23 protein-coding genes are annotated in these 26,291 nt (G+C 68.1%); 13 read left to right on the forward strand and 10 right to left on the reverse strand.

Going from position 1 to position 26,291, the window contains the following annotated elements; all coding sequences use genetic code 11:
• On the reverse strand, positions 1-718 hold a 718-nt coding region (locus BKN37_RS12945), incomplete at its 3' end, for an oxidoreductase (RefSeq protein WP_479724553.1).
• A 10-nt stretch (positions 719-728) separates the two neighbouring features.
• Complete coding sequence (locus BKN37_RS12950) at positions 729-1,277, reverse strand: PadR family transcriptional regulator (RefSeq protein ID WP_071026394.1); 549 nt, start codon at positions 1,275-1,277, stop codon at positions 729-731.
• 181 nt (positions 1,278-1,458) lie between these two features.
• Between BKN37_RS12950 and fdxA the strand changes: the two genes are divergently transcribed.
• The 4 genes from fdxA (at position 1,459) to BKN37_RS12970 (ending at position 7,230) form a co-directional block, all read left to right on the forward strand.
• Positions 1,459-1,785 carry a ferredoxin gene (fdxA, locus tag BKN37_RS12955; RefSeq protein WP_071026427.1) on the forward strand — a complete coding sequence of 109 codons (327 nt, stop codon included), beginning with the start codon at positions 1,459-1,461 and terminating at the stop codon, positions 1,783-1,785.
• A gap of 23 nt (positions 1,786-1,808) precedes the next feature.
• Positions 1,809-2,882, forward strand: a complete 1,074-nt coding sequence (gene dapC, locus BKN37_RS12960) for a succinyldiaminopimelate transaminase (protein WP_095407072.1) — start codon at positions 1,809-1,811, stop codon at positions 2,880-2,882.
• A gap of 116 nt (positions 2,883-2,998) precedes the next feature.
• A complete protein-coding gene (gene nhaA, locus BKN37_RS12965) occupies positions 2,999-4,825 on the forward strand; it encodes a Na+/H+ antiporter NhaA (RefSeq protein ID WP_242657233.1) in 1,827 nt (608 codons plus the stop codon).
• Positions 4,826-4,920: 95 nt separating this feature from the next.
• The gene (locus tag BKN37_RS12970) at positions 4,921-7,230 is read left to right on the forward strand and encodes an APC family permease (RefSeq protein WP_071026398.1); all 2,310 of its coding nucleotides are present in this window, start codon (positions 4,921-4,923) and stop codon (positions 7,228-7,230) included.
• Between the two features lie 64 nt (positions 7,231-7,294).
• Here BKN37_RS12970 and BKN37_RS12975 read toward each other — a convergent pair whose 3' ends face one another.
• From BKN37_RS12975 to BKN37_RS13000, 6 genes are all read right to left on the reverse strand, one after another.
• A complete protein-coding gene (locus BKN37_RS12975) occupies positions 7,295-8,587 on the reverse strand; it encodes an MFS transporter (RefSeq protein ID WP_071026431.1) in 1,293 nt (430 codons plus the stop codon).
• A gap of 170 nt (positions 8,588-8,757) precedes the next feature.
• Complete coding sequence (locus BKN37_RS12980; RefSeq protein WP_071026399.1) at positions 8,758-9,849, reverse strand: LLM class flavin-dependent oxidoreductase; 1,092 nt, start codon at positions 9,847-9,849, stop codon at positions 8,758-8,760.
• A 21-nt stretch (positions 9,850-9,870) separates the two neighbouring features.
• The gene (locus BKN37_RS12985) at positions 9,871-10,872 is read right to left on the reverse strand and encodes an ABC transporter substrate-binding protein (RefSeq protein ID WP_071026401.1); all 1,002 of its coding nucleotides are present in this window, start codon (positions 10,870-10,872) and stop codon (positions 9,871-9,873) included.
• Between the two features lie 8 nt (positions 10,873-10,880).
• On the reverse strand, positions 10,881-11,630 hold the full coding sequence (locus BKN37_RS12990; protein ID WP_071026403.1) for an ABC transporter ATP-binding protein: 750 nt from the start codon (positions 11,628-11,630) through the stop codon (positions 10,881-10,883).
• Complete coding sequence (locus BKN37_RS12995; protein ID WP_423212785.1) at positions 11,627-12,418, reverse strand: ABC transporter permease; 792 nt, start codon at positions 12,416-12,418, stop codon at positions 11,627-11,629. The genes BKN37_RS12990 and BKN37_RS12995 overlap by 4 nt, the downstream gene beginning before the upstream one ends.
• A 133-nt stretch (positions 12,419-12,551) precedes the next feature.
• Positions 12,552-13,448, reverse strand: a complete 897-nt coding sequence (locus tag BKN37_RS13000; RefSeq protein WP_071026405.1) for a LysR family transcriptional regulator — start codon at positions 13,446-13,448, stop codon at positions 12,552-12,554.
• A gap of 78 nt (positions 13,449-13,526) precedes the next feature.
• Here BKN37_RS13000 and BKN37_RS13005 point away from each other — a divergent pair, with 78 nt between their 5' ends.
• The 8 genes from BKN37_RS13005 to BKN37_RS13040 all read left to right on the forward strand — a co-directional run bounded on the left by BKN37_RS13005 (position 13,527) and on the right by BKN37_RS13040 (position 23,350).
• On the forward strand, positions 13,527-15,866 hold the full coding sequence (locus tag BKN37_RS13005; protein ID WP_423212786.1) for a CehA/McbA family metallohydrolase domain-containing protein: 2,340 nt from the start codon (positions 13,527-13,529) through the stop codon (positions 15,864-15,866).
• Between the two features lie 146 nt (positions 15,867-16,012).
• Positions 16,013-17,026 (forward strand): ABC transporter substrate-binding protein, encoded by a 1,014-nt coding sequence (locus BKN37_RS13010; RefSeq protein ID WP_083341753.1) that lies wholly within the window; start codon positions 16,013-16,015, stop codon positions 17,024-17,026.
• Complete coding sequence (locus tag BKN37_RS13015; RefSeq protein WP_071026412.1) at positions 17,023-17,814, forward strand: ABC transporter ATP-binding protein; 792 nt, start codon at positions 17,023-17,025, stop codon at positions 17,812-17,814. The genes BKN37_RS13010 and BKN37_RS13015 overlap by 4 nt, the downstream gene beginning before the upstream one ends.
• The gene (locus BKN37_RS13020) at positions 17,804-18,664 is read left to right on the forward strand and encodes an ABC transporter permease (protein ID WP_083341754.1); all 861 of its coding nucleotides are present in this window, start codon (positions 17,804-17,806) and stop codon (positions 18,662-18,664) included. The genes BKN37_RS13015 and BKN37_RS13020 overlap by 11 nt, the downstream gene beginning before the upstream one ends.
• An 89-nt stretch (positions 18,665-18,753) precedes the next feature.
• Positions 18,754-19,788: a hypothetical protein gene (locus tag BKN37_RS13025; protein WP_242657235.1), complete on the forward strand. Its 1,035-nt coding sequence runs from the start codon at positions 18,754-18,756 to the stop codon at positions 19,786-19,788.
• Positions 19,789-20,161: 373 nt separating this feature from the next.
• A complete protein-coding gene (locus tag BKN37_RS13030) occupies positions 20,162-21,328 on the forward strand; it encodes a PPE family protein (RefSeq protein ID WP_071026417.1) in 1,167 nt (388 codons plus the stop codon).
• Between the two features lie 475 nt (positions 21,329-21,803).
• A complete protein-coding gene (locus BKN37_RS13035; RefSeq protein ID WP_071026420.1) occupies positions 21,804-22,103 on the forward strand; it encodes a PE family protein in 300 nt (99 codons plus the stop codon).
• An 11-nt stretch (positions 22,104-22,114) separates the two neighbouring features.
• Positions 22,115-23,350: a PPE family protein gene (locus BKN37_RS13040; RefSeq protein ID WP_071026422.1), complete on the forward strand. Its 1,236-nt coding sequence runs from the start codon at positions 22,115-22,117 to the stop codon at positions 23,348-23,350.
• Positions 23,351-23,378: 28 nt separating this feature from the next.
• On the opposite strand, the gene BKN37_RS13045 is transcribed toward BKN37_RS13040, so the two are convergent.
• Positions 23,379-24,572 carry a MinD/ParA family ATP-binding protein gene (locus tag BKN37_RS13045; RefSeq protein WP_071026425.1) on the reverse strand — a complete coding sequence of 398 codons (1,194 nt, stop codon included), beginning with the start codon at positions 24,570-24,572 and terminating at the stop codon, positions 23,379-23,381.
• Positions 24,573-24,737: 165 nt separating this feature from the next.
• Positions 24,738-25,583: a GmrSD restriction endonuclease domain-containing protein gene (locus BKN37_RS13050; RefSeq protein WP_423212787.1), complete on the reverse strand. Its 846-nt coding sequence runs from the start codon at positions 25,581-25,583 to the stop codon at positions 24,738-24,740.
• A gap of 322 nt (positions 25,584-25,905) precedes the next feature.
• Here BKN37_RS13050 and BKN37_RS13055 point away from each other — a divergent pair.
• Positions 25,906-26,291: PPE domain-containing protein (locus tag BKN37_RS13055; protein WP_131823586.1), on the forward strand; the 386-nt coding region annotated here is incomplete at its 3' end.

Raw genomic sequence — 26,291 nt, forward strand, 5'->3', positions numbered from 1 at the left:
CTTCGGTTGCCAGCGCCACGGTCTCGTCCCAGCTCTGCCCGTCCGGCACGTAGTCGGCCATCGACATCCGATAGCAGATGATGAAGTCATCGCCGACGGCCTCGCGGGTGCGGCGCACGATCTCCACCGGGAACCGGCGGCGGTTGGCCGCGCTGCCGCCCCAGGCGTCGCGGCGCTTGTTGGTGCGCGGCGCCAGGAACTGGTTGAGCAGGTAGCCTTCGCTGCCCATAATCTCCACGCCGTCGTAGCCGGCTTCGGCGGCCAGCGACGCCGCGTGCGCGAAGTCGTCGATGGTGCGCTCCACACCGCGCGCGGAGAGTCGGCGCGGCCGAAACGGTGTGATCGGCGACTTGATCGCCGACGCGCTCACCGAAAACGGGTGGTAGGCATAGCGTCCCGCGTGCAGGATCTGCAGCAGGATCTTGCCGCCGGCCTCATGCACTGCATCGGTGATGCGCCGGTGCCGCCGGGCGTCGGCGGCACTGATCATCTGTGACGCGAACGGCAGCAGCCAGCCCGTGCGGTTGGGCGCATACCCCCCGGTGATGATCAGCCCGACGCCACCGCGGGCACGTTCGGCGAAATACGCTGCCAGCGCGTTGATGTCGCCGGCGCGGTCCTCCAGCCCGGTGTGCATCGACCCCATCACCACCCGGTTGCGCAGGGTGGTGAAGCCAAGATCTAACGGGGACAGCAGGGTTGGGTACTCGGAAGTCATAGCGCCGCTTTCACCTCAGTGCCTCTTCAACTTCGTAAAGCCAGTCGATCGCGCTTTCCTCGGCGCGGATGCCGCCGCGCAACACCAGGTACTGATGCAATGCGGAACCGGTCAGCGCGTCGGGGTCGGGGAACTGCCGCTTCTCCAGCGCCCGGTACAGATCCAGCCGCTCGGCGCGTTCGGTGCGCAAGGCGGCGGCCTGGGCGCGCACCGCCTCGGCGTCGCCGTAGCAGGTGGCGCGCACCTTGACCGCGAGATCGCGCAGCGGTGCATCGACCACGGCGTTGCCGCGCCCGGACAGCGGTTCGGCGATCCAGCGCGCCAACTCCGCACGCCCGGCCTCCGACACCGTGTACACCTTCTTGTCCGGCCGGCCCTGCTGCGTGACGGGGGTGACGTGTACCCAGCCGTCGTTCTCCATGGCCCGCAACGTGCGGTAGATCTGCTGGTGGGTGGCGCTCCAGAAATAGCCGATCGAGCGGTCGAATCGGTGGGCCAGCTCGTAGCCCGAGCCGGACTGTTCGCACAGCGACACCAGGATCGCGTGGGGCAGCGCCATCTGGGCAGCATAAGGGCGACCGCGGGTCCTATGCAACTAGTTGCACTGCACCTGCGCGCATAGTGCGCAAAACGACCGTGGCCCGGTAGAAGGCCTTTATGTGCGACGGCTAGTATCAGCAACCAATGCGGCCGCATTGAGGGGCGGATACGCCACCGAATAGGACATGGAGGAGACCTTCGTGACGTACACGATCGCCGAGCCCTGCGTCGACGTCAAAGACAAGGCATGCATCGAGGAGTGCCCGGTCGACTGCATCTACGAGGGTGCGCGGATGCTGTACATCCACCCCGACGAGTGCGTGGACTGCGGCGCCTGCGAGCCGGTCTGCCCGGTCGAGGCCATCTTCTACGAGGACGACGTGCCCGATCAGTGGAGTGACTACACCCAGCTCAACGCCGACTTCTTCACCGAACTCGGCTCACCGGGCGGCGCCTCCAAGGTCGGGATGACCGAGAACGACCCGCAGGTCGTCAAGGATCTGCCGCCGCAAGGCGAGGACGCCTGAGCAGCTTGGTGAACCGCCGACCGGTGTCGGCGGCACTGCCGGAGTTTCCCTGGGACACCCTGGCCGAGGCGACCGCGCTGGCCCGGGCCCACCCCGACGGCATCGTCGACCTGTCCGTCGGGACCCCGGTCGACCCGGTCGCGCCGGTCATCCGCGACGCGCTGGCGGCGGCCAGCGCCGCCTCGGGCTATCCCGCCACCGCGGGCACCCCGGCGCTGCGGCAGGCGGCGGTCACCGCCCTCGACCGCCGGTACGGCATCACCGGGCTCACCGAGGCGGCGGTGCTGCCGGTGATCGGCAGCAAGGAACTCATCGCCTGGCTGCCCACCCTGCTCGGGCTGGGCGCCGACGACGTCGTCGTGGTACCGGAACTGGCGTACCCGACCTACGAGGTGGGGGCCCGGCTGGCCGGAACACAGGTGGTGCGCGCCGACGCGCCGAGCCAGTCCGCCGCCCTGGTGTACCTGAACTCGCCCAGCAACCCGACCGGGCGGGTGCTGGACGCCGACCGGTTGCGCGCGGCGGTCGACGCCGCCCGCGCACGCGGTGCGCTGGTGGTCTCCGACGAGTGCTACCTGGGACTGGGCTGGGACACCGAGCCGGTGTCGGTGCTGCACCCGTCGGTCTGCGGCGGCGACCACCGCGGGCTGTTGGCCGTGCATTCGCTGTCGAAGAGTTCGTCGCTGGCCGGGTACCGCGCCGGCTTCGTCGCCGGGGATCCGCACCTGGTCGCCGAGCTGCTGGCGGTCCGCAAGCACGCCGGGATGATGGTGCCCACCCCGGTGCAGGCGGCCATGGTCGCCGCCCTGGACGACGACGCCCACGAACGCGAGCAGCGGGACCGCTACGCGCGGCGCCGGGAGGCGCTGCTGCCGGCGCTGCGGGCGGCCGGGTTCGTGATCGAGCACTCCGAAGCGGGCCTGTACCTGTGGGCGACCCGCGGCGAGCCGTGCCGCGACACGGCGGCATGGCTGGCGCAGCGCGGCATTCTGGTGGCCCCCGGCGAGTTTTACGGGCCCGGCGGCACCCAGCACGTGCGGGTGGCGCTGACCGCCACCGACGAGCGGATCGCCGCCGCGGCGCACCGGCTGGGGTAACCCGGCGCCGAGTGGGAACTTATTGCCCGCAGAATCGCGAAAAGCGTGCGTCGACTGCCCACTCGGCGGTGTGGGCTAGGCTGAAACCCGGTGGTCGTTGAGGTGAGTTGCAAAGCGTGAATCCGTCCCCGCACGTCATTCCGCTGTCCGCCTCCTTACGGCGCCGCATCGAGATTTCCAAACGGTTCCACGGCGAAACCCTGCCGGCCGTCGCGTTGCTGATCGCCACCGTCGCCGCGGTGGTGTGGGCCAACCTCAGCGCCAGCTACGACGGGCTCTGGCACACCGAGCTGGGCATCCTCGCCGGCCCGCTGCACCTGGCGTTACCGCTGGTCGAATGGGTCAACGAAGGCCTGATGGCGGTGTTCTTCTTCGCCATCGGGTTGGAGGTCCGCCGCGAGTTCGCCGTCGGCGAGCTGCGGGACCGGGAACAGGCCATGCTGCCGGTGGTGGCGGCGGTGGGCGGCCTGGTGCTGCCGGCGCTGCTTTACATGCTGGTCAACTGGGGAACCGGCGCGGTAACCGGTTGGGGGGTGGTGATTTCCACCGACACCGCGTTCGCGCTCGGGGTGCTGGCGCTGGTCGGGCCGAAGAACGCGCCGCGGCTGCGGATCTTCATCCTGACCTTGGCCGTGGTCGACGACATCGCCGCGCTGCTGGTGATCGCCGGGGTCTACACCAACCGGCTGGATCTGCTGGCCCTGGCGGTGGCCGCCGTCGCGCTGGCCGGCATCTGGCTGTTGCGGCACTACCGGGTGTGGCGGGTGACGCCGTATCTGGTCGTCGGCGTCGTCGCCTGGGTCGCGGTGCTGGAATCCGGGATCCACGCCACCCTGGCCGGGGTCCTCGTCGCGCTGCTGATCCCGGTCTATCCGCCCCGCGACCGGGACGTGGCCGGTGCCACCGCGTTCGCGCACCTCTATCAGCAGGCGCCGGAGGCCCGCAGCGCCCGGTACGCGCGGATGAGCCTGGCCCACGCCGTGCCGTTGAATCAGCGGCTGTCGGACCTGCTGGCGCCGTACGTGAACTACGTCGTGGTGCCGGTCTTCGCGTTGGCGAACGCCGGCGTATCGCTGTCCGGTGCGGGGATTCGCGGGTCGGTCACCTCCACCATCACCTGGGGCGTCGTGCTGGGCCTGGTGGTCGGCAAACTGATCGGCATCGCCGGGGCCGCGCAGCTGGTCATGTACTTCGTCCCGGCGGCGCGGGCGCCGGGGCTGGACTTCCCGCGCATCGCCGGGGTCGGCGCCGTCTCGGGGATTGGCTTCACCATCTCGCTGCTGGTCGCCGATCTCGCGTTCGCCGACCGGGTGGCCAAAGACGACGCCCGCACCGGTGTGCTGTTGGCCTCGCTGCTGGCGTTTAGCTTGGCGTGGCTGGTGTTTCGGCTCGGTGAACGCCTCAAGCCGCTGCCCACCCCGGCCGGCGTCACCCTGCAACGCCCCATCCAGCGCGGCCGGGACCACATCCGCGGGCACGCCGCCGCGGCGACGGCCATCGTGGTGTACGCGGCGATGGACGACACCTACCGCAAGCGCACCGCGGTGCTGCTGGCCGACGTGCGCCGCCGGATGGGTGACGCGGTGTGTGTGGTGTTCCGGCACCACACCTACGACGACGACACCGCCACGGCGGCGTTGGCGCTGGAAGCCGCCGCCGACCAACGACGGTTCTGGCCTATGCACGACGCGCTGGTCGCGCACCGCGGCGACCTGGACGAGGCGGCCCTGACCGACCTCGCCGAGCGCACCGAGGTGGACGCCCGCCGGTTTCTGCACGATGTCACCGCCGGGGTCGGGTTGGCGCGCATCGAGGACGACGACATCGACGCCGCCGCGGCCGGGCTGCCGGATACGCCGGTGCTGTACCTGAACGGCAGCCGCTTTGAGGACACCCCGAACTCGCTGAACGTGATCTGGGAGGCCCGCGCGCAACGGTCCTGACCCGGGCCTGACCTGGCACCGAGTGGCCACTTCGTGCACGCTTTTTCGCCAAACGCGTGCAGTAAGTGGCCATTCAGCGACGAGGATGGGCGGTTATGACATCCTCGTCGGCCCAGCCGCGTATCCCGGTGGCGATCAGCGACGTCGTCAAGCGGGTGTTCCTCGGCAAACCCCTGATCACCGAGGAGTTGAGCTCCGAGCGGTTGTCGAACCCGGTCGCGTTGGGCGCGCTGTCACCCGACGCCATCTCGTCGACCGCGTACGGCCCCGAGCAGATCATGATCGAGCTGTTGCCGCATGCCGGGCTGGCCGCGTTCGCGCTGCTGCTGCCCATCACCGGGGTCATTTTGCTGATCCTGGTGTTGGTGGCCGCCTCCTACCGGCAGGTCGTCATCGCCTACACCCGGGCCGGCGGTTCCTATGTGGTGGCGCGGGAGAACTTCGGGCCCCGCGTCGCCCAGGTCGCCGCCGCGGCGCTGTTGATCGATTACGTGGTTACCGTGGCGGTGCAGGCGGCGGCGGGCACGGTGGCGGTGGTGTCGGCAGTGACGGTCCTGGGCCCCTACAGCCTGGAAATCACCGTGGCGGTGGTGCTGCTGATCTGCTACGCCAACCTGCGCGGGCTGCGGGAGGCCGGCCTGCCGTTCGCGGTGTCCACCTATTCCTTCGTGGTCATGATCGCGCTGACCATCGTCGTCGGGGTGACGCGCAGCGTCTTCGGCGGGTTGCCGACCTACGATCCCGAGCACATCGCCGGGGCGGTGCCGGTTCATCAGGGCAGCGGGCTGGTCATGGGCGCGACGATCCTGGTGCTGCTGCGCGCCTTCGCCAACGGGGGTTCGTCGTTGACCGGGGTGGAAGCAATCTCCAACACCGTCAACGTCTTCCGGAAACCGCAAGGCGTCAACGCGCGCCGGGTGCTCACCGCGATGGCCTGCATTCTCGGGTTCCTGCTGGCCGGGGTCGCCTACCTCGCGCATGTCACCCACGCCACCCCGTATGTCGACGAATACCCGTCGATGCTCTCGGAGATCGCCCGGGCGGTGTTCGGCCACGGGCTCGTCGGCGACGTGCTGTACGTCCTGGTCCAGGCGTCGACGGCGGCCATTTTGTTCACCGGCGCCAACACCAGCTTCAACGGGTTCCCGGCGCTGGCCAACTTCGTCGCCGAGGACCGCTTCCTGCCCCGCCAGCTGACCAAACGTGGCTACCGCCTGGTGTTCTCGAACGGCATCATCGTGCTCACCGCCCTGTCGGTGGCGCTGCTGGTGGTGACCGGCGGCTCGGTCAACGCGCTGGTGCCGTTCTACGCGATCGGTGTGTTCACCGGGTTCGCGATGGCCGGGTACGGGATGACCAAGCACCATCTCACCCATCGTCAGTCCGGCTGGCGGCACAAGCTGGCGATCAACCTCTCGGCGGGCGTCTTGTCGACGATCATTGTGGGGATCTTCGCGGTGGCGAAGTTCACCGAGGGCGCCTGGCTGGTGGTCGTGGTCTTCCCGTTGCTGGTGTTCGTGTTGACCCGGCTGAACCGCGAATACCGCGCCGAGGCCGCCATTCTCGAGATGTTCCGCACCGACCGCCCGGAACTGACCAAGTATGCCCGCCACCGGGTGTTCGTGTTGGTGAACGCCGTCGATCTGGCGGTGATTGAGGCGCTGCGCTACGGCCGGGGGCTGCGGGCCGACGAACTGATCGCGGTGCATTTGATGGTCGACGCGTCGCACGCCGCGCAGTTGCGCAAGCGCTGGGATCATTTCGGCCTTGACACCCGGTTGCGTGTCGTCGACTGCCCCGATCGGCAAATCACCAGGGCCGCACAAGAACTTGTCGCACGGGCGCTGAAGGAGCACCCGGACACCAACGTGACGGTGCTGCTGCCGCGCCGCACCTACGCGCCGCTGCTGGGCCGGCTGCTGCATGACCGCACCGCGGATAAGATCGCCCGCGCCGTCAGCCGGATCCCCGACGCGGCGGCGACGATCGTGCCCTACGACGTGCAGTCACGGATCGCCCAAGCGTATCCGGACATGTTCGAGCAGCGGGTTGCGCGTGAAGTCGGCAAGATCCAGGCCCGGATTTCCCGCAGTGAACAGCAGAGCGTCCAAGAGTACGAGCATCCGGGCCGTTCCTCGGCGGTGATCGCGGTGGAGGGTTTGATCCCGGGCCGGCGCGCCACCATTGAAGGGCGGGTCAGCCAGGTCGAGGACATCACCAAACGGCGGCGAACCTTCCGGTGGATCGTCGTCGGCGACGACAGCGGCGACGTGCGGGTCATGTTGGAGCCCGGCTACGGCGCCGATATCGCCCCGGGCCAAATGCTGCGGATCACCGGGAAGGCGCGCCAACGCGGCAACGGTCCGATCTCGATGGTCGATGCGGCCTACCACGTGCTCGATTAGCGCAATCGCGCCGATTGTGCGGCTTGCTACGCGATACGCCGTTTTGGCGTATGGAATCGCACAGTCACGGACGCTCTGGTTCGCGGCGCAGCAGCAGGGTGGCCAACACGCTGATCGCCGCGGTCGCGGCGAGGTAACCGCAGGCATACCAGGGCTGTTGGTGATTGGCCGCCACCAGCGCCGTCAGCACCAGCGGGGTCAGCCCGGACGCGTACACACCGGACAGCTGGTAGACCGTCGACAGTCCGGTGTACCGGGTTCGGGTCGGGAACAGCGACGCGTACAGGGTGCCTTGCGCCCCGTAGAACCAGGCGTGGATCACGCCGAACGCCACCAGCATGCCGACCGCGTACAGCGTGATGCTGCCGGTGCGAAACAGCGCGAAGCAGGGGAACACCGCCACTCCGTAGGCGGCGATACCGCTGGCGTACACCGCCGTAGCGCCGAAACGATCGGTTAAGAGCCCCGACAGCGGCAGCAGCACCGCCATCACCAGCGCGGCGACGGTCACCGCCACCAACACCGGCACCTTGCCCAGATGCAGCGTCGCGGTGGCGAAGGAGATGGTGAACACCCCCCAGGTGTTGAACGCGGTGCCCTCGGCCCACCGGGACAGCAGGCCCAGCAGCGTGTTGCGCAACGTCGGCGGCCGGAAGATCTCCCGCAGCGGCACCGCGGACCGTTGGCCTTGGCGGCGGATCCGCTCGAAGGCCGGCGTCTCGGTCACCCGCAACCGCACCAGCAGGCCCACGATCACCAGCACGATGCTGAACGCGAACGCCAGCCGCCACCCGTAGGTTTCGAACGCGTCCGGGGGCAGCGCCAGCTGCAGCAGCACGAATACCCCGGTGCCCAGCGCAAGACCGAGCGCCAGACCGACCTGCGGAATGCTGCCGAAGACGCCGCGACGGTGCGCGGGACTGTGCTCGACGGCCAGCAGCACCGCGCCGGCCCATTCACCGCCGAGGGCGAACCCCTGGACGATCCGCAGCACCAACAGCAGGATCGGGGCCAGCACACCGATCTGGGCGGCGGTGGGCAGCGCACCCATCAGCGCGGTCGCCCCACCCATCAGGAACATGGTCAGCGCCAGCGTCTTTTTGCGCCCGATGCGATCACCGACATGGCCGAACACGAATCCGCCGATCGGCCGGACCAGGAATCCGACGGCGAAGGTCGCGAACGCCAGCAGGGTGCCGACGAACGAGCTTTGATCCGGGAAGAACGTGTGGTTGAACACGATGCTGGCCGCGGTGGCGTACAGGAAGAAGTCGTACCACTCGATCGTGGTACCGAGCAGGCTGGCCACCAGCGACGTCCGCAGCGTCGTCGCCGACGTCTCGTTGGCGGTGCCGATATGTTCGGGGAGGGCGGCGACCGGTGCAGAAGAAACCACCCCACCAGTAAGCTGTATCCCGGTGCGTCGAGCTAGGTTTAGGTGCAGCGCGATTGCAGCCGTGGCGCGAGCAGACGCAAAAGCCCCCAAATCCACGGAGATTTGGGGGCTTTTGCGTCTGCTCGCGGGTATCAGGCGACACCCTTGCGGCGCAGGATCGGCAGCACGCCTTCGGCGAACCAGTACGCCTCCTCCAGATGCGGGTAGCCGGACAGGATGAACTCGTCGAACCCCAGCGAGTAGTACTCCCAGATCAGGTTCGCGACTTCCTCGTGGCTGCCCACCAGCGCGGTGCCGGCGCCGCCGCGGACCAGACCCACCCCCGCCCACAGGTTCGGGTAGATCTCCAGCTTGTCGACGCGGCCGCCGTGCAACGCGGTCATCCGGCGCTGCCCCTCGGATTCCGAGCGCGAGTGCAGCGCCGTGGCTTTCGCGATCTGCTCCGGGCTCAGTTCCTGAACCAGTTCGTCGGCGACCGCCCACGCCGCCGCCGACGTGTCGCGGCTGATGGTGTGCAGCCGAATGCCGAACCGGATGTCGCGGCCGCGGGCGGCGGCCAGGGCGCGCACCTTCTCGATCTTGGCGGCGGCCGCCTGCGGTGGCTCCCCCCAGGTCAGGTAGACGTCGACGAACTCGGCCGCGACCGGCAAGGCGGCCGCCGAGGAGCCACCAAAATAGATGCCCGGCAGGGGATCCGGCGGCGCGGACACCCGGGCGTCCTGAACGCGGTAGTGCTCGCCGGTGAAGTCCACCGATTCCTGGGTCCAGATCGAGGTGACGATCCGTAGAAACTCGGCGGTGCGGGCATAGCGTTCGTCGTGGCCGAGCCAGTCGCCGAAGCGGCGCTGTTCGGTGTCGTCGCCGCCGCTGACGACGTTGAGCAGCACCCGGCCTTCGGAGAACCGTTGCAGGGTGGCGGTTTGCTGCGCCGCCAGCGTCGGCGGCACCAACCCCGGCCGGAACGCCACCAGGAACTTGAGCCGCTCGGTTTCGGCCAGCAGCGCCGACGCGGTCAACCAGGCGTCCTCGCACCAGGTCCCGGTGGGGGTCAGCACCCCCTCGTAGCCGAGGCGGTCCGCCGCGCGGGCCACCTCGGCCAGGTAGCGGCGGCTGGGCGCGCGGTACCCGTCCGGAATGGTGTGGTGCGTCGAGGCGTGGGAGGCGCCGACGATCGAGCGGCTGTCGCCGTTGGTGGGCAGGAACCAGAAGAACTTGGCGGTCACGAACGTCCTATCGGTAGTGGATCAGCGGGATTCCGGGGCGTTATCGAAGCGGCGGTCCACCCAATTGACGAACTGGGGCGCGGACTGGATCTGGCCGGAGGACGCCAGCAGCTCGGTGAGGTGCTGCTCCGCCGCGACCACGGTGTCGTCCAGCGGGATCGGCTGCCGCAGCGTACGGCCTTGCGCCACCGCGGCGACGCTGGCGTCGATGCCCGCGGATTGGGCGTATTGCGCGGCCCATTCCTGGGGATGCTCGCGCGCCCACACCGCGGCCTTCGCGTAGCGCGCCACCAAGTCGGCCAGGGCGGTGTTGCGTTTCGGGTCGGTCAGCGCCTGGTTGGACGCGATGCCGAACGAATACTTGTGTTTGCGCGCGACGAGTCCGCGCACCGGCAGCTGCTGCTCGGCTTGGGCGGTGTAGGGATCCCACACCGCCCAGGCGTCGACCTGGCCGTTGCGGAATCCCGACAACGCGTCGGCGGGCTGCAGAAACACCAGGTGGACGTCGTCCGGCTTCAAACCGACCTTGTCCAGCTGGTCCAGCACGTTGGCGTGCGCCGAACTGCCCTTGGCCAGCGCGATGGTCTTGCCGCGCAAATCGGCGACGGACTGGATCGCGGAATCGTTGTGCACCAGGATCTGGTCACCGGGGCCGCCGCCGTCGTAGGCCGACACCACCTTGATGCGGGCGTTGGCGACCGCGCCGAATATCGGCGGGGTGTCCCCGGTGATGGAAAAGTCGATCTTGCCGGCGGTGGCGGCCTCGACCATCGGCGGCCCGGAGGAAAACGTGGAGAAGCTGACCTTGTACGGCAGCCCGTTGAGCGCGCCGGCGGCGCGCAGCATCGCCTCGGTGCCCACACTCTTCTGGTCGCCCACGTTCAACGTCAGGTCGGCCAGCTCCGACAGCGGAACCGGAGCGGGGGCCGACGCCGGCCCGGCACCGTGCTGGCGGGAGACACACCCCGGCAACGCCAAGGCGGCGACGGCTAAAAGAACTGCCGTATAACGTCGTCGCGACATCGATCTCCTTAGCTCCGCACGCCGAGCTGGTCGAGCAGGACGGCGCGGTAGTGGTCGGTCCTGGCCAGCGGATCGCCCGGTGGCCGCCGGGGGTCGGTGATGTCGAGTTCATGCACGACTCGCCCGGCCTCCAGCACCAGCACCCGGTCGGCCAGCGCGACCGCCTCATCGACGTCGTGGGTGACCAGCAGCACCCCGAATCCGTGTCGGCTCCACAGCTGCAAAAGCAGGGTGTGCATGCTCAGCCGGGTCAGTGCGTCGAGCGCACCGAACGGTTCGTCGAGCAGCAGCAGTTCCGGTTCGGCGACCAGGGCGCGGGCCAGCGAAACGCGTTGTGCCTGACCGCCGGACAAGGTCAGCGGCCAGGAGTCGGCGCGGTCGGCTAAGCCGACATCCCGCAGCGCCCCCTCGGCCCGGGCGACGACCTCGGCGCGCGGCAACCGGCTACGGGTCAAGCCATAGCCGACGTTGGTGCGCACGGTGCGCCACGGGAACAGCCGCGGCTCCTGAAATGCCAGCGCGGGCGGGCTCGCGACGACGCGGTCGCCGGTGTGGTCACCGGAGAGCCCGGCCAGGACCCGCAACACCGTGGACTTACCCGATCCGCTGCGACCCAGCAACGCGATGATCTCGCCGCGGCCGACCCGCAGCGACACATCGTCGAGCACGTGCTGCTTGCCGTACCACTTGTGCACCCGGCGCAGCTCCGCGGCCACGGTGGTGGCGCGGACGTCGGAATGCTCGGCCGTCACGGTCATGATCGGTACCTCACTGCTCGGCGCTCCAGAACCCGCACGATCGCGTCGGTGATGATGCCGAGCAGCGCGTAGACGATCAGCCCGAAGATGATCACGTCGATGCGCAGGAAGTCGCGTGCGTTGTTGATCAAATAGCCGACGCCCTTGTCGGCGTTGATCTGCTCGGCGACGATCAGCGTCAGCCAGGCCGCGGCCAATGATTGGCGCAGTCCCACCAGCACCTGGGGCGTCGCGCTGGGGATGATGATGGTGCTGAGCCGCTGGAAGAACGAGAAGCCAAGCACCCGAGCGGTTTCGAACAGCTTCGGGTCGACCTGCCGGATTGCGGAGAAAGTGTTGAGGTACAGCGGAAAGATCACGCCGAGTGCCACCAGCAGCACCTTGGGTAGTTCACCGATGCCGAACCACAGGATGAACAGTGGGATCAGGCCCAGGTGCGGCAGCGCGCGGATCATCTGCAGCGGTGGGTCGGCGACGGCTTCGAACCAGGATGACAGCCCCACGGCGATACCGAGTCCGGTGCCGATCAGGCCGCCCAGCAGCAGGCCCTCGGCCACCCGGGCCCCCGATACCCGCAGCGCGTCGGCCAGCTGTCCGTCGCGCAGCAACTCCCAGCCGGCCTCCGCGATCAGCGACGGCGCCGGCAGCACATTCTGCGGGATCACACCCAGCGCGCTGCCCAGCTGCCACACCACGAGCAGCGCCACCGGCGAAACGACCCGCATCGCGGCCCAGGCCGAGCGCGGCCGCAGCGTCGACACCAAGGTCGGCGTACTGGACAGGTTCACAGGTTGAGTCGTCCTCTTGGCGGTGGCTTCGCTGGCATGATCGCGCCAGCAGCGCTGCGGCACAGTCGAATGCGACGGTAGGACCATGTTGTGCAGCGAACAATGGTTTGAATTGCGGTGAACGAAACCGCTGCTACCTCGTGCCCTGCCCAACATGCTCGGTGACGCAGCGCACGAATGCTCGGCAGGCGGCCGACCCGGCCCCGGCCGGCGTCACCAGATGAACCTGCCGGTGCAGGTCGGCATTTCGCAGCGGCAGAATGGCCAGATCCCGATCACCGTCGGCACGCGACCGGGCGACGGACTCCGGCAACAGCGCCACCCCGAGGTTCTTGCGGGCGAACTGGATGACCTCCTCGACCCGGGTGACTTCGAAGGCGACCCCTCGCGGCAGGTGGGTGAATCCGCGGTCCGTCTCGTGGCGGAGCCCGTAACCGGGCGGAAAGTCGATGAACGGAAGGTCCGCCAGCTCCCGCAGCGACACCGACGACTGGGTCGCCAGCGGCTGCTGAGCCGACAAGACCGCGACCAGCGGCTCGACGAACAACGGGATAAAGACGAGCTGGCCAGCGGCGACGGCGTTTGACCCGACGATCGCGACATCGAGTTTGCGGTCCCGAATGGCGTTAACGAGCAGGTCGCTACCGCCGCTGCGCAACGTCACCCGGACGTCGGGATAGCGGGCGTGAAACGTTGCCATCAGGGCGGCGACATCCAGATTCTCGGAGGGCACCTCCATGATGCCGACCGTGAGGCGACCCGCAATGATGCCGCTCATCGCTTGCGCATCGATCTTGATCTGGTCCACTCCGGCGAGCACCTGCTGGAACAGCGGCAGCAGCGACTCGCCGGCGGGAGTCAGCGAAACCGACCGTGTCGTGCGTTCGAAGAGCTGGACGCCGAGCTCGTCTTCGAGCTTGCGAACTTGCTGACTCAACGCCGATTGCACGACGAACAGGCCCTCGGCGGCTTTGGTGAAGCTCTGCACTTCCGCCAACGCGATCACGTAACGGAGCTGCTGAAGGTTCATGATCGTTCACTTTCAATGATTAATCCGATCATATCTATGCGTTGGACTGGTAGGTCGATGGGGCACAGAATGGCTGGCATGTCTCCAACGCCGCCACCGGTCGCAGCGGTGTCCGTGCGTGCACAGCGCCACCTGGACAGCCACGACTGCTCAACGGCGGCCGTGCGCGACCGGATTACCGCGGAGTTCGACGCTGTGCCGTTCCTCGGGACGCTCACCTGCTCGACGGACACGGCCGTCGCGGGCGCGATCGAAGAACTGGTGCTGCGTTACACCGTTGGCCGGTCCGGAATCGCCGACAGCGGATGGCTGAAACTGTGCTTTCGCTACTACTCGGACTGGGACCTGCAGACTGTCGACCCGGGCGCGAGGGATTTCGCCTCTGCGCGCCTGATCAGCCGAACACGGCTCGGCGCCGCACCGGGGGACGATGCGGGCACCGCACCTCGCCTCGAGACCCGCTACGACGTTAAGGGCGGCGAACGTCCCTTCCAAAAGTCGGTCCTGGTGCACGCGGTAGACGGGTTCCTATCTCCGGGCGATGTCATCGAGATTCGGCTGGGCGACCGCCGTTTCGGCGGCCCCGGCACCAGGGTCCAGACGTTCGTCGAGGATGAGTTCGAGATCCGGCTCTTCGTGGACGCGCTGGGGACCTCACGGATGGCCCATGCCGGTGGGTGCCGGCTGGCGATAACCCCCGGGCCGCCGCAGCGTCTCGTCGTCCATGGACCGCGACTCACCAGTGGGCAGCAGCCCGACGTCGCGTTGCGCGCGCACCTGCAGGACCGGTGGGGCAACGCCTGCCGCGATATCCCGGCGACACTCCGGGCCTCCGCGCACGGGAGGTCCTTGGCAACCGCCCACACGCCCGACCATGGGTGGGCCAGCGCCACCCTCGTCGTGCCGGCTCAGACCGCCCGGATCGACGTCGCCGTCGAGTCCGACGCGCACCTGTGCGAATCCGCGGTCTGCTATCTCGACGTCAACCCCGACTTTCCAGCACCGCGAGCATATTTCGCCGACCTGCACGTGCATTCCAACGACACGGTCGGAACCCAGAGCACCGACTGGAATCTCGCCTTCGGCCGTGACATCGGTGCACTCGATGTGCTGGGCTACACCGCCAACGACTTCCAGATCACCGACGCGGCGTGGGCGGAGGTGGTTGCTACCTGCCGCCGTGCATCCCAGGACGGTCGCTTTGTCTGCTACCCGGGGGTCGAGTGGTGCGGTACGGCGGGCGCGGGCGGCGACCACAATGTGGTTTTCCTGGGCGAGGACACCACGATCGCGCGGTCTTTGGAATGGCACCAGGACATGTCCAGCAGCGTTCCCGTCCCGGAGACCTGGCCGATCACCCGGTTGTACGCGGCCTATGACAAAGACCCCGAATCGTACCTGCTGATCCCGCATGTGGGCGGCCGCCGAGCGACACCGGACTGGCATCACCCGGAACTTGAGCGGCTGATCGAAGTGCACTCCACGTGGGGGACCAGCTCGTGGTTTCTCGAGGACGCGCTGCGGCGCGGGCTACGCCTGGGTGCCAGCGCTGCCAGCGATGAGCACCGGGGTCGGCCCGGCAGCGGCGCACCCGGCGCCAATATCTTCGGCGGGTTCGGCGGTGTGACCGGTGGGCTCACGCCCGCACTCACCGCCGGTGACGTCGGCCGCGCGCTGCGAGCGCGCCGCACCTGGGCAACGACCGGGGCTCGTGCGGTAGCGCTCCTGCGTTCGGGTGACCACTGGATGGGCGATGATATCGTCACCGGCGCAGCGGAGCTGAGCGCCGAGTACGCGCTCTATGGCACCAGTGGTTGGGAGCGGCTGCAGGTCCTCGATACCAGCGGAGCGGTGTGGCGGCGGGACTTTGGTGCGGAGGTCGGTCTGTCCGATACGCTGGTCCGCGTTCGCTGGGGCGGGGCCCGACACCGGGATCGCTACCGCTGGGCGACGTGGGTCGGCAGCCTGCGGATCACCGGGACCACCGTCGAGGAGATTGCGTCGTGGGCGGCAACACACCCCGAGCAGCACTTCGCCCTCGATGGCGCCCAAACCAGCTGGCGTACCACCACCTACGGCTCCGATATCGGCCTGGTGTTGCGGCTTGGTGACCTCCGTCGCGCGCGTTTCGACCTGGAAACCAGGGTGCTCGAAGACGACCGGCGCGCCCAGCTGGCGGTGACTGGCGCCGAGTTGATAGACCACGGCCGTCGCGAAATCGCGATGGGCGGCCTGGACCTGAAACTGCGCCTGGAACGTATCGCCGATCCGGCGGCGCTGCCCGTCACGGTGACCGGCGGGCTCAACCTTGGGTTGCCGATCGGACACAGCGCCACGTACTTGCGGGCACAGCAATCCGACGGTCATCAGGTCTGGACCAGTCCGCTGTTCGTCCACCGCCTCGTGGGGAATAACTGATGCCGACCGATTCTCACGCCATGCCGGGTCGGCATCGCATCCCGCGTGTCGGCTGTCCGGGCCGGGTGTCGACTGCGCGCGTGTAATTCGCGCGCCGTCGTCGAATCGTCTGGCTATCCATCCGCCGAAATCCCCGGGGAGACAATGTGCCGCACCGCCTGACCACAACCCTGGCCCTGGCCTTGGGCATTGTGCTGGGACTCACCGCGACCGGATGCGGGAATCCGGCTTCGCAGACCTCGGGTGTCACTCTGCGGCTGGGCTATCTGACACGGATTACCCACGCCTCGGCCTTGGTGGCGATCGAGAAGGGCTTCTTCAGCGGCAATCTGGGCGCGGACGTCGATCTGAGTGTGCAGCCGTTTAGCCGAGGCACCGACGAAGTGACGGCCCTGCTCGCCGGACGGCTCGACGCCGCCTACGTCGGACCCAACCCGGCCGTCAACGCCTGGCAGAAGTCGGGCGGCGCCATCAAGATCATCTCCGGCTCGGCGACCGGCGGCACCTCACTGGTCGTCAAACCGGGAATCGCCACCGCTCAAGACCTTCGCGGCAAGACGGTGGCCGACCCCGCGCTCGGCGGCACCCAGGATGTGAGCCTGCGTCACTGGCTCGCCGAACACGGGCTCCAGACCAACACCCAAGGCGGCGGGGATGTCTCGATCAAACCGACCACACCCGAGTCCGCCTATCTGCAGCTGTTCCAGACGAACCAGATTGCCGGCGCGCTGGTGTCGGCGCCCTACGACGTGGAGCTACTCCAGGCGGGCGGGACGCGGCTATGGTCGGATCCGGGCACCATCACCGTCCTGGTGGTGCGACAGCAGTTCCTCGACGCTCACCCCGACGCGGTCCGCGGACTGTTGCGCGGCCAGGTCGCGGCCGACGACCTGATCCACCATGATCGTGACGGCGCAGCGCAGGTCGCCAATGCTGCTTTGGCCAAGGCACTGGGCAAGGGATTGGAGCCCGACCTCGTCACGGCCTCGTTCCAGGAGACCGTGTTCACCAACGACCCGAACATGGCTTCACTGAACGACCAGGCGGGCAAGGCGGTCGCGCTGGGTCTGCTGGAACCGTTGAGCCTGCAGGGCATCTTCGACAGCCGCTTGCTGAACGAAGTCCTGCGGGCTTCGGGCAAACCGGAGGTGCCCGAATGACCGGTATCGCACGTCCGCAATTGGTTGCGGTGGAAGAACCGACGACCGCGGGGATCGCGGTTCGGTTGAGCGATGTCGGCAAGAGTTACCGGGCGGGACGTTCGCCGGTTGTCGCGGTCGAGCACATCTCGCTGACCGTCGATGTCGGCGAGTTCGTCTGTCTGGTGGGCCCGTCCGGGTGCGGGAAGAGCACCTTGCTGTCGCTCATTGCCGGGCTGGATCGGCCCAGTTCCGGGCGGGTCGATACCGACGGTCGTCGGGTCGCGATGATGTTTCAGGAACCCGCGCTGTTCCCCTGGTTGACCGCGGCGGAAAACGTCGAACTTCCGTTGCGGGCGCGCCGGGTGCCCAAGCGGCAGCGGCGCCGACGTGCGGTGGATCTACTCGACACGGTGGGCCTGATCGAATTCGCCGACAAGCGCCCCCATCAGCTGTCCGGCGGCATGCGCCAACGCGTCGCGCTGGCACGGGCACTCGCCCAAGACGCGGACGTGCTGGTGATGGACGAGCCGTTCGGGGCGCTGGATGCGATCACCCGCGATCTGCTGCACGGGGAACTCGAACGCATCTGCCAGGATCGACACTTGACGGTCCTGTTCGTTACCCACAACGTCCGCGAAGCGGCCCGGCTCGGTGACCGCGTCGTGCTGCTGAGCAACCGGCCCGGGCGGATCGTCGCCGAATTCACCGTGCCGGTTGCGCGGCCCAGACAGATCAACACCGCGGTGATGGCGGAGGTAGCCGCGATGATCACCGCTCGGCTACAACGGGTTTGCGATGACCGCTGAAGCCGCCGTGCTGAACCGCGGCCCGGACGGGGCGGACTCAAAGCGGGCCCGCGGCCGGTCCCTGGCCCGGCGCGGATTGCGGGCGGTGGGCGCCAACCTGCTGGCGATCGCCCTCGTGCTAGCCGCCTGGCAGTTGGTGTACCTAAGCGGCTGGAAGCCGTCGTCGGTGCTGCCCGGCCCGGCGACCGTTGTCACCAACCTGTGGCAGCAATGGCACACCCCGGTGCTCTGGCACGCCCTGCAAACCACGATGACCAGGGCCGCCTTGGGTTTCAGCATCGCGGTCGTGATCGGTACCGCGCTCGGTGTGGTGGTGTCACGACACCGGATCGTGCGGGTGGGATTCGGGCCGATCATCAGTGCGGTGCAGGCGATGCCGGCCATCGCCTGGTTTCCCTTCGCCATCATCTTCTTCGGACTCAGCACCTCGGCGATCGTGTTTGTGATCGTGATCGGCGCAGCCCCCTCGATCGCCAACGGGGTGACGGCCGGAGTCAACCACATCCCACCGTTGCTGCTACGGGCCTCGACAACCATGGGCCTCGACGGCGTGGTGCGCTACCGGTATCTAGTGCTGCCGGCCGCCCTCCCGATGGTTCTCGCCGGACTCCAACAAGGGTGGGCCTTCGCGTGGCGCAGCCTCATGGCCGGGGAGCTACTCGTCGTCATGGCCAACACGCCGTCGATCGGCGTGCTGCTCAACAACGCCCAGAACCTGAGCGACATGCCGTCCGCGATCGCCATCATGATCGTCATCCTGGCGGTCGGAATGATCATCGACACGGGGTTCGCCCAGGCGGATAGGGCGATCCGTCGACGCCGCGGTCTCGCCGAGTCCGGCAATGGCTGAGGCTGCACACACCAGAAAGAGCTGATCGAGCTATGCCACCCGAGTCACCATCTACACCGTTTCGGCTGTGGGCATTTGGCGATGCGCACGTGGGGACCGACCAGCGCTTTGGTCGGCACAGCCTCGCCGAGGCCATCACGCAGACCGAGTCGGGCGGGGCGGACGGCGGCCCCGCCGTGCCCTGGGACATCGCCGTCGACGTGGGCGATATGTCCGGGGCGCATCACAGCCTGCCCGACGATGCCGAGGGCGCCGAGGTCAGGCGGCAATTCTCCGTGCTGCGCAGCCACCGCCGCGAGGATGTCTACAGCGTCTGCGGCAACCACGACCGAAGCGGCCTGGGGGAGCCGGAAGCATGGTGGTGGCAGAAGTGGGTCGACCCGCTGGGCGAGCACACCGAATACTCCGGCGTCGACCCGACAGCTCGCCGGTATCCGGTGACCGGAACCTGGGAACGGTATTCGTTCCGAGTCGGGAACCTGCTGTTCTTGATGATGAGTGACCGCAATGAGCCGACCCAACGCGTCGGCCGCGGCACCCTCGGCGGAAACCCGGGCGGCGTGGTGAGCGGGGAGACCTTCGCCTGGTGGCAGCAGATGGTGCTGGACAATCCCGACGCGATCATCGTGTCGGTACACCACTACGTCCTGAAGAACACCACGGTCGCCTCCGGCGAATGGGAGGGCGTGCGCAAAGGCGCAAACGGACAGTGGGAAGAGCATTACCACCGCTACTTCGAGCAAGGCACCCCGCAGGGGGCGTCGTATCTGTACTGGGTCGACAGTAACCCGGACTCAGCCGCTTTCGAGGAATTCCTTGCCGAACACCCGGGACGCGTCGGGCTGTGGCTCGCTGGGCACACGCATACCCACCCCGACGACGGGTACGGCGGCAAGACCCACATCGAGCGGCGCTGGGGCACCTGGTTTCTCAACGTGGCCTCGTTGAGCCGGCATCACATGCCGCTGACCACGCTGCCGATCAGTCGGCTGTTGACGTTCACTCCGGGCAGCCGGGAGGTGCGGGTGCAGTGCTATCTGCACACCAGCCAGCACGCGCCGCAGGGGTGGTATCCGAAGGCGGAGCGGACGCTGACCCTCGACGCTGCATTCCGCTGGAGCTAACGCCGTGGGTTTACTCGCGTTCAGATTTTATTCACCTCCGATGACCCGACCGGGCACCGCACTGGCCGCAGACCACCACGGCGGTGGCGCGTTTCACCAGCTCGCGGCGCCTTCCGGCGGTCGCGCATTCGGCTGGATCGGGTTCGCAGCGGCGGCGCAACCGGGTGGATCAGCTGGCGGCGGCCGCGGGCAGCCGACGACGTGGTCCTTTAACCTCCTCGATAACCGATGGACACGGTCATCGACGCTGGCGGGCATCCGCCAGCGCGATCGGTCGGCGCCGTCGCCCCCGACCGGAAATGCCGACCGCAGCGGTGACCGTCTGGTCGACGGGACCGGTTCGTCGAGTGCCGGCATGAGGAGGAATTGAGCAATGGACTTCGGAGCGCTGCCGCCGGAGATCAATTCCGCGCGTATGTATTCCGGGGCCGGCTCGACACCGCTGCTGGCCGCGGCATCGGCCTGGGACCAACTGGCCGCCGAGTTACACACGGCGGCCACCATGTACCAATCGGTGGTTTCGGGGCTGACGACTGGCGTGTGGACCGGCCCGGCGTCGCTGGCGATGGCGTCCGCGGCCGCGCCCTATGTGTCGTGGCTCAGCGCCACCGCCAGCCAAGCCGAGGAGACCGCCGCCCACGCCCGAGCGGTGGTCGGTGCCTACGAAACCGCGTTCGCGGCCACCGTGCCGCCGGCGGAGATCGCGGCCAACCGCAGTCTGCTGGCCGCCCTCGTCGCGACGAACTTCTTCGGTCAAAACACCCCGGCCATCGCCGCCACCGAAGCGCATTACGCCGAAATGTGGGCACAGGATGCCGCGGTGATGTACAGCTACGCGGACGCGTCGTCGGCCGCATCGACGACGGTAACCCCCTTCGCCACACCGCCGCAGACCAGCAACGAGGACGGGTCGGCGCTCCAACAGGATGCGGTCGCCAAAGCCGCCGAGAGCAGCCAGGAAAGCAGTTCCTCGCACCTGGTCTCCTCGGCGCAGCAAGCGCTGCAGCAACTCACGTCATCGTCGTCGTCGACGTCGTCGTCGTCGACGACGTCCCTGCAAGACATCTGGGCCAAGCTGCAGACCTACATCAAGCAGCTTCCGGGAAACCTGACCAAGAGCGAGCAGATCATTCAACGCCTCGTTTCGACTCCCGCCAACAGTGGCGGTATCGGGAAGTCTTTGATGGGGTCCCCAGCCCCCAGCAGTGCAGCGGGGGTGGCGAAACCCGTTATCCCGCCGGCCAGCACACCCGCGTCTGCCGTCCCAGCTGGGGGGCTGCGCGGTTCAGCCGCGGCGAGCGTGGGACGGGCCGGAACGCTCGGCAGGCTGTCGGTGCCACCGAGTTGGGTCAGCGCGACTCCGGCGACTAGCGCGGAAGTTACACCGCTGCGGGTGAGCACCATTGATGCCGCCGCGGACCAGCCGCGAGCGCTGCTGCGGGGAATACCGATGAGCGGTGCTGGTCGACGCGCCGATGGGTTCGTCAACCGATATGGGTTCCGCAACACCGTGATACCCCGCCCACCGTTCGCCGGATAAGCGCCCCGTCCACCGCGGCGCACCGAGCCGTCCGAACGGTTCGCTGCAACCGCCACGTCCACAACCGGTGTGCGGGCGGTGACGATTCATCGGCCTGCCTGGGTACCGACACCCACAGCGGAGCAGCCAAATAAGCGTTTACGTAGTGGGATTCAGCCAACTGCGGGCCTCCAGATCGAGCATCGGGAGACTTTATCCGCGGCCAGATTTTTACCCCGCCCGGGTGGGAAGGGTGATCGATCTGGGCCGGCAATTCTCCCCGCGAATAGCCAATACCAGCCTATTTCAGCAGCTCACAGACGTCGAGGAGGCCGAAGGGCGGCCACGGTGAGCCGTTGGCGAGGGCGCGATGAACGCCGCGTGACCGGTCGGTGAAGGATGCATGCGATAGGCAACCCGAATGATTCCGTTTACTGTCACAACATCAACGTCTGCGCGAAGGTCATTGGCGCTAACGGTCATTGAGGAGGAATTCATGTCATTCGTGAACACGCAGCCGGAGGCGTTGACCGCCGCCGCCGGCGACCTGCAGGGCATCGGCACCGGAGTGGCTGCCCAGAACGCCGCCGCGGCGTCGCCCACGACTGGCGTGGTACCCGCTGCCGCCGACGAAGTTTCGGCCCTGACCGCACTGTTGTTCGTCGCGCACGCGCAGGCCTACCAGCAGGTCAGCGCTCAGGCCACCGCGATTCACGAGGCCTTCGTCAAGACATTGGGACTTAGCGCCGGGTCGTACGCCGCCACCGAGTCGGCCAACGCGGCCGCGGCTGGCTAAAGGACGCAGCAATGGATTTCGGGGCCCTACCGCCAGAAGTGAACTCCGCGCGCATATATTCCGGCGCCGGGTCGTCATCGTTGACGGCCGCCGCGTCAGCGTGGAACCAGCTGGCGGCCGAGTTGAATTCGGCGGCGAACGGCTACGAGTCGATCATTACCCGATTGAGCAGCGAAGAATGGCTCGGTCCGGCGTCGGCGTCGATGGCCGATGCGGTCGCGCCGTATGTGGACTGGATGAACACCACCGCTGCGCAGGCCGAGCAGGCGGCGACCCAAGCCCGAGAAGCCGCTGCCGCCTACGAAAACGCGTTGGCAGCGACGGTGCATCCGTCCGAGGTCAGCACCAACCGCAGCCAACTGCAGACGCTGCTATCGACAAATGTGCTCGGGCAAAACACCCCGGCTATCGCGGCAACCGAAGCGAACTACGGGGAAATGTGGGCGCAGGACGCCGCCGCGATGTACGGGTATGCGGGCCAGTCGGCGACCGCCACCCAGGTAACCCCGTTCACCGCGCCGCAGCCGGTTACCAACGCCGCCGGAGAAGCCGGGCAGGCCGCCGCGGTGGGCCAAGCGGCCAGCACCGCCGGCAACTCACAGACCAGCCAACTGATTTCGGCGGTGCAGAACGCGTTGCAGAGCCTGTCCATGTCTGCGTCGACGACCTCGTCCACCACCGCGAGTTCGACGACCTCGCCGATCGATACCATCTTGAGTGACTTGTACAGCGCGTTCGGCCTCACGTACAAGAGCGGGGAACCCATCGCGAACCTGCTCGCCCCGTGGACGACCTACGTCGGCGCGATTCAAAGCAGCGTCGCGATCCCGCACTTCCTCACCGGTTTCATGAACAGCACCGTGGCGCTGTCCAAGGCCGCGATGCCGGCGACCGCAGCCGCCAAGGCGGCCAGCGACGGCGCGGCGGCCGCCGCCGCGGGGGTGCCGGGCGTCGGCGGGCTGGGTGGCGGTCTGCTCGGCGGCGGCCCGATCGCCGCCGGGCTGGGTAATGCGGCTGCGGCCGGTCGGCTCTCGGTGCCGCCCACCTGGATGGCGTCCAGCCCGGCCTTGAACCCCATGTCCTCGATACCGATCAACAGCGTCAGCGCCGCATCGCCGGATCTCGGTGGCGCCGGGAACCTGCTCGGGGGGATGCCGCTGGCCGGCGCGGGCGCCGGCGCGGGCGGTGCCGGGCCCAAATACGGGTTCCGGCCAACGATCATGGCTCGCCCGCCGTCCGCGGGCTAACAGTCGGACATCTCGCCGGGATCGCCAGCTATGCGCTCCAACCGGTCGCGAGCCCATACGACACGGCGGCCGTCGCCTTCAGCAGGGCGTGCCACGTGGCGGGTTGCAGTTGATTCAGGTCCAGTGGCCCGCCGGCCGCGATGTGTGGGTCGTACGGCAGCCCAACGATTCGATCGGGTGAGACCCACCGATTGAACTGCTCGGTCATCCCCGCCACCAGGTGTTCGGTGGTGCGCCGGTCTCGACGACTGTCGAATCCACGAACGTGATTGATCACCAACACCATTCGGGCGACAAGATGCTGATAGCCCTCGGCGACAAGCCAGTCGATCGCTCGCATGGCGCCCTCAGCGCCTCCGGGTACGGCGGAGGTCACCAGCAGCGCACCGTTCGAGCAGCGCAAGACCCCCGGCATCACGGAATGCCAATAGTCCACCCCGGTATCGGTAAGTAGCAGACTGTAAAGACGTTGCAGCCGCTGGTGGGCCTGCGTGTAGACGTCAGCATCGATGTCGCCGCGGGGCCGTCCCGAGTACGCGTTGGCGGCAAGTACGTCGAGTCCGGTTTCCGGGTTCTGACCGACGAAGTAACGGAGATCGAACTTCCGCTCAGGCTCGTTGTGAGCTAGCACGTCCGCAAACGTTGACGAGGCGGTCGGGTCGATCCACGCTGCCAGGTCCGCCGATTGCCCCGGATCGGCGTCGGTCGCCAGCACCATGTCTTTGCTCCGAAGCTCGGCGAGCATCGAGCCGACCGCCGCGGTCACCATCGTCTTACCGACGCCGCCCTTACCGCCCAGCACCACCACGGAGTGTATTCCCCGCCAGGGACGTTTTGCGGTGGCGAGCAGACTGCGACGTTCGGCCTCGAGACGCGACTCGCCCGCGTTGATGACACCCAGACTGGACCGGTACAGCCATTTTCGCCAACCGATCTCGGAATGCCGCCGCGGAGCCGAGAGAATTTCGGCACGTAGCTGTGCGGTCAGCAAATTGATCGGCGGCGCGTTTCGGCCCGCTTCGCCGGGGCGACCCGGTGGTGGACCGTCGACAAGTGTCAAGGGCTTGGTTTTCGAAGGTTGGGGCGTCTTGACCCCAGGGGCTGCCGTTGGTTGCGGTTGTGGCCCGCGATGAGATTCCACCGGTAGCGCCCTGATGGGTCCGGTTGCGTCACCAATCTCGGACTCAGAACGGTCGGTTTGAAAACCGTCGGGAGCGCTCACCGATTTCCTCACTGTGTTGGGCGCCGATTCGAGTGTCACACTGTGCTGACTGAATCCCGCGGCGCGCGACCGTGCGCCCTCGATGCCAGTACGCAGTCTCATACACGAGATGCGCCGCGCGCCAGGGCCGTTACCGACCCGTGACTGGATTGGGGCCAACCGGAGCTACTCGCAGGCGATGCCGTCCCGGTCGCCGTCCAGTTCGGGGCGATACCCCGGTTCGCCGAGATGCAGCGGGGCGGCCCCGGCGGCCGTGGCGGCCGTGCAGTTCGGGTAGTAGACCCCGGCACCGTCCCCCGCCGGCGGCGCGGGCGCCAGCGGTGCGGGCGGCTCGGCGGGTTCCTCCGCGACCGCGGGGCAGCCGTCGGCCAGGATGCGGGCGATCGCATCGTGCTCGGCTTGGGTGACCCACAACCCGTAGGCGGCCTTCACCGTCACAATGCGGGTCACGTAAGTGCAGCGGTAGGACTTGTTGGGCGGCAACCAGGTTGCGGCGTCCCCGTCCTCCTTCTGCTCGTTGATCGGCCCGTCGGTGGCCTGCAGGTTGGCCGGGTCGTTGGCGAAGTTGCGTCGGGTGGCCTCATCCCAGCCTTGTGCACCCTTTTGCCAGGCATCCGACAACGCGACGATGTGGTCGATCTGCACCGCCCGCGAGGTGCCCCGGCCGCGCTGGAAGGCGATGACGGTGCCGGTGTAGGGGTCGTGCAGCGTGCCGGACAGCACGACGCATCCGTTGGTGCCCGGTTTGAGCTGCACGTCGACCAAATCCCGGCGCAGGATGTCGTTGCGGGTGTCGCAGCCGTTATGCCCGTCGGCCACCGTCACGTCATCGCTCCACGCCTCGCCGAAGAGTCCGCGATCGTAGCCGGTCTTGGGGGCGCGGCCCTTGATCGGCAGGCTGTCCAGGGCGGCCAACGCTTCGTTATCGGCGCCGCCGGCCGGGGCCGCCGACGACGTGGCGACCGGAGTGACCCACCCGTGGTCGACGATGAGCAGCCCGGTCAGGCTCACGGCGCCGACAACCGCTGCGGCGGCGAGGAACCGCGGCCGGTGCGGGTGGGGGATCACGGCGACCTCCGGGGCGTTTGGTGGGACAGAGCCGGACGCTACCAGCGCGCACCGACAGGTCTTCGCGGATTTATGTTCACTGTGATTTAAACACCCGGTCACCCGGCGGTCATCTCGCGTTCGTGTCGGCCCTCGGGGGCTGTTCGCGTGGCTAGTGGCGCTGCCGACCGGATCCATGGTCGGCCCCCAGCACCGGACGTGCCGACCGGCGCCGAGCCCGTCGGCTGGATGCTCCGCGGTGGTGGGCTGTGTTTGGGTGGGGGCGATGGATTATGCAGCGTTGCCACCGGAAGTGAACTCCGCCCGGATGTATTCCGGCGCGGGTTCGGGACCGTTGATGGCCGCGGCCGCGGCCTGGGAGGCGTTGGCCGGTCGCTTGGCGTCGACGTCGCGGGGCTATTCCTCGGCGATTTCCGGCCTGCACGGCGAGAGCTGGTCGGGAAGGGCATCCGATGCCATGGCCGCCGCGGCCGCGCCGTATGTGGCCTGGTTGACCGCCACCGCGGCGACGGCCGAGGAGGCGGGCCGGCGGGCTCGCGCGGCCGCCGCCGCCTATGAGATGGCATACGCCGCCACCGCGGCGCCGCCGCTGATCGCGGGTGACCGGGGCCCGGTGGCGCGGTTGGGGGGGGGGGGGGGCGTTGGGGGGGT

It is taken from the genome of Mycobacterium talmoniae (assembly GCF_001854525.1).
In the GTDB taxonomy this organism is placed as follows: domain Bacteria; phylum Actinomycetota; class Actinomycetes; order Mycobacteriales; family Mycobacteriaceae; genus Mycobacterium; species Mycobacterium talmoniae.